At 72.1% G+C, this 4549-nt stretch carries 5 protein-coding genes; 2 read left to right on the top strand and 3 right to left on the bottom strand.

Annotation, left to right across the window (positions count from 1 at the left end; translation table 11 throughout):
- Positions 1-265: 50S ribosomal protein L21 (rplU, locus tag ACFE60_RS17855; protein WP_375390201.1), on the bottom strand; the 265-nt coding region annotated here is incomplete at its 3' end.
- Between the two features lie 180 nt (positions 266-445).
- On the opposite strand from rplU, the gene ACFE60_RS17850 reads away from it, so the two are divergent.
- Positions 446-712: a DUF4031 domain-containing protein gene (locus tag ACFE60_RS17850; RefSeq protein ID WP_375390200.1), complete on the top strand. Its 267-nt coding sequence runs from the start codon at positions 446-448 to the stop codon at positions 710-712.
- Positions 713-795: 83 nt separating this feature from the next.
- Here the strand turns inward: ACFE60_RS17850 and ACFE60_RS17845 are convergent, their stop codons facing one another.
- A complete protein-coding gene (locus ACFE60_RS17845; protein WP_375390202.1) occupies positions 796-3204 on the bottom strand; it encodes an Rne/Rng family ribonuclease in 2409 nt (802 codons plus the stop codon).
- Positions 3205-3561: 357 nt separating this feature from the next.
- Between ACFE60_RS17845 and ACFE60_RS17840 the strand changes: the two genes are divergently transcribed.
- Complete coding sequence (locus tag ACFE60_RS17840) at positions 3562-4167, top strand: vitamin K epoxide reductase family protein (protein ID WP_375390199.1); 606 nt, start codon at positions 3562-3564, stop codon at positions 4165-4167.
- A gap of 128 nt (positions 4168-4295) precedes the next feature.
- On the opposite strand, the gene ACFE60_RS17835 is transcribed toward ACFE60_RS17840, so the two are convergent.
- A partial coding sequence (locus ACFE60_RS17835; RefSeq protein WP_375390198.1) for a nucleoside-diphosphate kinase occupies positions 4296-4549 on the bottom strand: 254 nt, incomplete at its 5' end.

The following is a 4549-nucleotide window of genomic DNA, read 5'->3' as shown; positions in this document are numbered from 1 at the left end:
GACCCTGGCGCTTCTTGTAGCCGGTCTTGTTCTTGAACTTCTGGATGACGATCTTGGTGCCGCGCTCGTGACCGACGAGCTCCGCCGTCACCGTGACCTTCGCGAGGTCGGCGGCGGCGTGCGTCACCGTCTCCCCGTCGACGAGCAGCACTGGCGCGAACGACACGGTGCCGTCCTCCGCCGGCTTCTGACGGTCGACGACGAGGACGGTGCCGACCTCGACCTTCTCCTGGCGCCCACCGGCGCGGACGATCGCGTAGACCATGTGATCTGCCTCAACTTCGCTTCTGGACGTCGACCGGCACGCGCACGAGGTCGTGCGGGGCGACCGACCGAGTCGGATCCGGTGCTCGATGGGCCCACACACAGGGGTGGCCCGCGCACCGACCGTCAAAGATACCGCATCCCGGAGGTCCGATCCACCGCTCGGTGACAGCATGTGCGGATGGCCGTGCTCGTCGACACCGCGATGTGGCCCGCGCACGGGCGGCTGTGGGCGCACCTCGTCAGCGACGCGTCGCTCGACGAGCTGCACGACTTCGCCGAGCGGGCCGGGCTGCCGCGGCGCGGCTTCGACCTCGACCACTACGACGTGCCGGAGGAGCGGGTCGACGACCTCGTCGCCCTCGGCGCCGAGCGCGTGCCCGGCGCCGTCCTCGTGCGCCGGTTGATCGCCTCCGGCCTGCGGGTCCGGGCCCGCGACCGCCGCTGACCCCGTCGCGACAGTCTTTGCTCACGCTCCTGGTCGCCGGAAAGTGGTCTCGGCGGCACGAAGCGTGTGCGAAGACGGGTGGGCTACTCCTCGCCGGCGGTGAGGGTCGGGGTGGAGACGCGGCGGCTGCGGCGGCGGCCCTGCCCGGCCGCCTTCGGGGCGGGCAGCGCGTCGAGGACCGAGTCCAGCAGGTCCTCCGCCTGCCGCTTGGGCAGGCGCACCGGCGGCTCGTGGGGCTCGACCGGCAGGTCCAGCAGCCTGGGCGGCTCGGGCTCGGGCTCGGACGCGGTCGGTGCCGCGATCGCCTCGGGCTCCGGCTGCGCCCCCTCTGCGACGGGCGCGTGCTCCTCGTGCCCCTCGGAGGTCCTCGCCGGGACGATCGTGGACGCGGCGATCTTCGCCAGCGCGTTCTTCGCGCCGTCGGTGATCGTGTGCGTCGCGGCCGCCCGGGCCGCGGGCGCCTGCTGCTGGCCGCCGCCGCTCCCGCCGCGGCGGCGTCGGCCCTGCGGCTGCGCCTCCTGCTTCTCGAGGCTGGAGTTGCCGTCGCCGACGGACTCCGCGAGGCCCACGCCGAGCCGCTTCCGGGTCATCTGCACGAGGCCGAGCGAGGTGACCTCCGCGACCTGGTGCTTGGTGCGGTCGCGCGAGAGGCACTCGACCAGCCGCCGCAGCACGAGGTCGCGGTTCGACTCGAGGACCATGTCGATGAAGTCGACGACGATGATGCCGCCGATGTCGCGCAGCCGCAGCTGGCGCACGATCTCCTCGGCCGCCTCGAGGTTGTTCTTGGTGACCGTCTCCTCGAGGTTGCCGCCGGAGCCGACGAACTTGCCGGTGTTGACGTCGATGACGGTCATCGCCTCGGTGCGGTCGATCACGAGCGAGCCGCCCGACGGCAGCCACACCTTGCGATCGAGCGCCTTCTCGATCTGCTCGACGACGCGGTGCGACGAGAACACGTCGGTCTTCTCCTGCCACGGCTGGAGGCGGTCGAGCAGATCCGGCGCGACCTGCTGCAGGTAGCGCTCGATCGTCGCTCGGGGCTCGTCGCCCTCGACGATCAGCCTGGAGAAGTCCTCGTTGAAGACGTCGCGGACGATCTTGACGAGCAGGTCGGGCTCGCCGTGCAGCATGGTCGGCGCCTGCGAGGTCTCGACGAGGTGCTCGATCTCGGCCCACTGGTTGGCGAGCCGCTGCACGTCGATCGTCAGCTGCTCCTCCGTCGCGCCCTCGGCGGCGGTGCGGACGATGACGCCGGCGGAGTCGGGCAGCGCGTCCTTCAGGATCTTCTTGAGGCGGGCGCGCTCGGTGTCGGGCAGCTTGCGCGAGATGCCGGACATGGAGCCGTTCGGCACGTACACGAGGTAGCGGCCGGGCAGGGAGATCGCGGAGGTGAGCCGCGCGCCCTTGTGCCCGATCGGGTCCTTCGTCACCTGCACGAGCACCTGGTCGCCGGAGCGCAGGGCGAGCTCGATCTTCCGCGCCTGCGAGCCCTTGTCGCCGAGCCGGTCCCCCGCCGCCTCCCAGTCGACCTCGCCGGAGTACAGCACGGCGTTCCGGCCGCGGCCGATGTCGACGAACGCGGCCTCCATCGAGGGCAGCACGTTCTGCACCCGGCCGAGGTAGACGTTCCCGATCAGGGACAGGTTCTGGCTCTTCGCGACGTAGTGCTCCGCGAGGATCCCGTCCTCCAGCACCCCGATCTCGACACGGTCGGCGCCGGCGCGGACGAGCATGACGCGCTCGACGGCCTCGCGGCGGGCGAGGAACTCGGCCTCCGTGACGACGGTGCGGCGGCGCACCGCGTCCCGGCCGTCGCGGCGCCGCTGGCGCTTCGCCTCGAGGCGGGTCGAGCCCTTGAGCCGCTGCGGCTCGGTGATCGGCTCCCGAACCGGCTTCGCGCGGGTGACGACCTCGGTCGCCCCCGCCTGCGGCTCGCCGGAGGCGGCGCCGGAGCGGCGGCGGGTGCGACGACGACGACGCGAACCGCCCTCGCTCTCGTCGTCCTCGCCGTCCTCGTCGTCCTCGTCGTCCTGAGGCGGCAACGGCTGCTGGTGCTGCGACGGGCGCAGGGCCGACGGCGGCAGAGCGGGCGGCGCCTGGAACAGCACCGCGAGCGGGAGGCGGGGCGCGGCGGGCTCCGCGAGCGGCGCTGCGTCGACCGGCGCTGGGTCCGCGGGCTCCGCGTCGGCGTCCGCGGGCTCGGCCTCTGCGGCCTCGGACGCGGGCTCCGCATCCGCGGGCTCAGCATCCGCGGGCTCAGCATCAGCGGGCTCCGTGGACTCGGCGTCCGCGGGAACGATCACATCGGGCTCGCCCTGCTCGTCCGCGTCGTCCGGAGCATCGTCCTGATCGGCGTCCTCCGCGATCGGGATCCGCGCCTCGACCGGAGGCGGCGGCACCACCTCCGCCGTCGGAGGCGCGTCGCCCTCGGCGGTGCCGTCCGCGTCCGCGGCGACGGGCTGCGGCGCATCCGCACCGCTCGCCGGCATCGGCTGGAACGTGGCCCTGCGCCGCCGTCGCACGGGCGCCGCCGGCTGCTGCTCGTTCTCGGTCCGGTCCTCGTGGTACTCCACCATCGCTGGTGCACTCCTCACGCGGCTGCGGCTTCCGCCGCCTCCGTGCTCACCGCGGGCCCCGGCGCCGAAGCACCGGACGGTCCGGGAAATCCTCGAATGTCCTGGCGCTCCGGGTCGGCGCGCCGGTGGCGGGACAAGCGCCGCCCCGGGGGGCTCGGTCCGCATGGACCTGTCGAAGCGTTCGGCCCCCGCGAGGAGGACCTCCGAGAAGTATCGCACGCGGGCCGCGTCGACGCTGGCCCCCGCGGACCCGGTGGGATACTCGACGCCGTGATCGAGCGCATGCCGCGGCCCTCCCTCCCGCTCGCGATCCTCCTGGTCGTGACGGGAATCGTCGGCCTGATCGCGGCGTTCGCGCTGACCCTCGACAAGATCGCGGTCCTCGAGAACCCGTCGGCGCAGCTCTCCTGCAACTTCTCCGTGCTGATCGGCTGCAGCAAGAACCTGACGTCGCCGGTGGGCTCCGCGTTCGGCTTCCCGAACCCGCTGCTGGGCCTGATGATGTTCCCCGCGCCACTGATCGTGGGCATCGCCTCGATCGCGGGGGTGCGCTTCCCCCGCTGGTTCTGGGCCGCCTTCAACGTCGGGTTCGCGTTCGCGATCGGCTTCGTGATCTACCTGATCTCGAACAGCATCTTCAACTTCGACCTGCGGGTGCTCTGCCCCTGGTGCATGACCGTCTGGTCGGTCGTGATCCCGTCGTCGCTGGCGGTGACGCTGTACAACCTGCGGGAGCAGAACCTCCCGCTCGGCGGCCGCGTGGCCCGGGTCGCGGGCGGGCTGTACGGCTGGATGCCGATCCTGACGCTCGTCTGCTACCTGATCTTCGCGGTCGTGGCGCAGATCAACCTCGACGTACTCGGCAACCTGTTCTGACCGAGCGCCTCAGCAGGAAGAATCCGCTTCGGCAGGAAGAATGCGGCGATCCGTTCCTGCTGAACGTGGTTCTTCCTGCCGAAGTGCTCGGTTCTTCCTGCTGAACGACTCGGGGGCGGAGGAGGGGGTCAGCCGAACCAGAGGGCCAGCTCGCGGGCGGCGGACTCCGGGGCGTCGCTGCCGTGCACGAGGTTCTGCTGCACCTTCAGGCCCCAGTCGCGGCCGAAGTCGCCGCGGATCGTGCCGGGCGCCGCGGTCGTCGGATCGGTGGCGCCCGCGAGGGAGCGGAAGCCCTCGATCACGCGCTGGCCGGCGACGCGGACGGCGACGATCGGACCCGACTCCATGAACTCCACGAGCGGCTCGTAGAACGGCTTGCCGA

Source organism: uncultured Amnibacterium sp. (assembly GCF_964245895.1).
GTDB lineage: Bacteria > Actinomycetota > Actinomycetes > Actinomycetales > Microbacteriaceae > Amnibacterium.
Note: the sequence above shows the minus strand (reverse complement) of the source record. Positions and strands in the feature narration are given on the sequence as shown.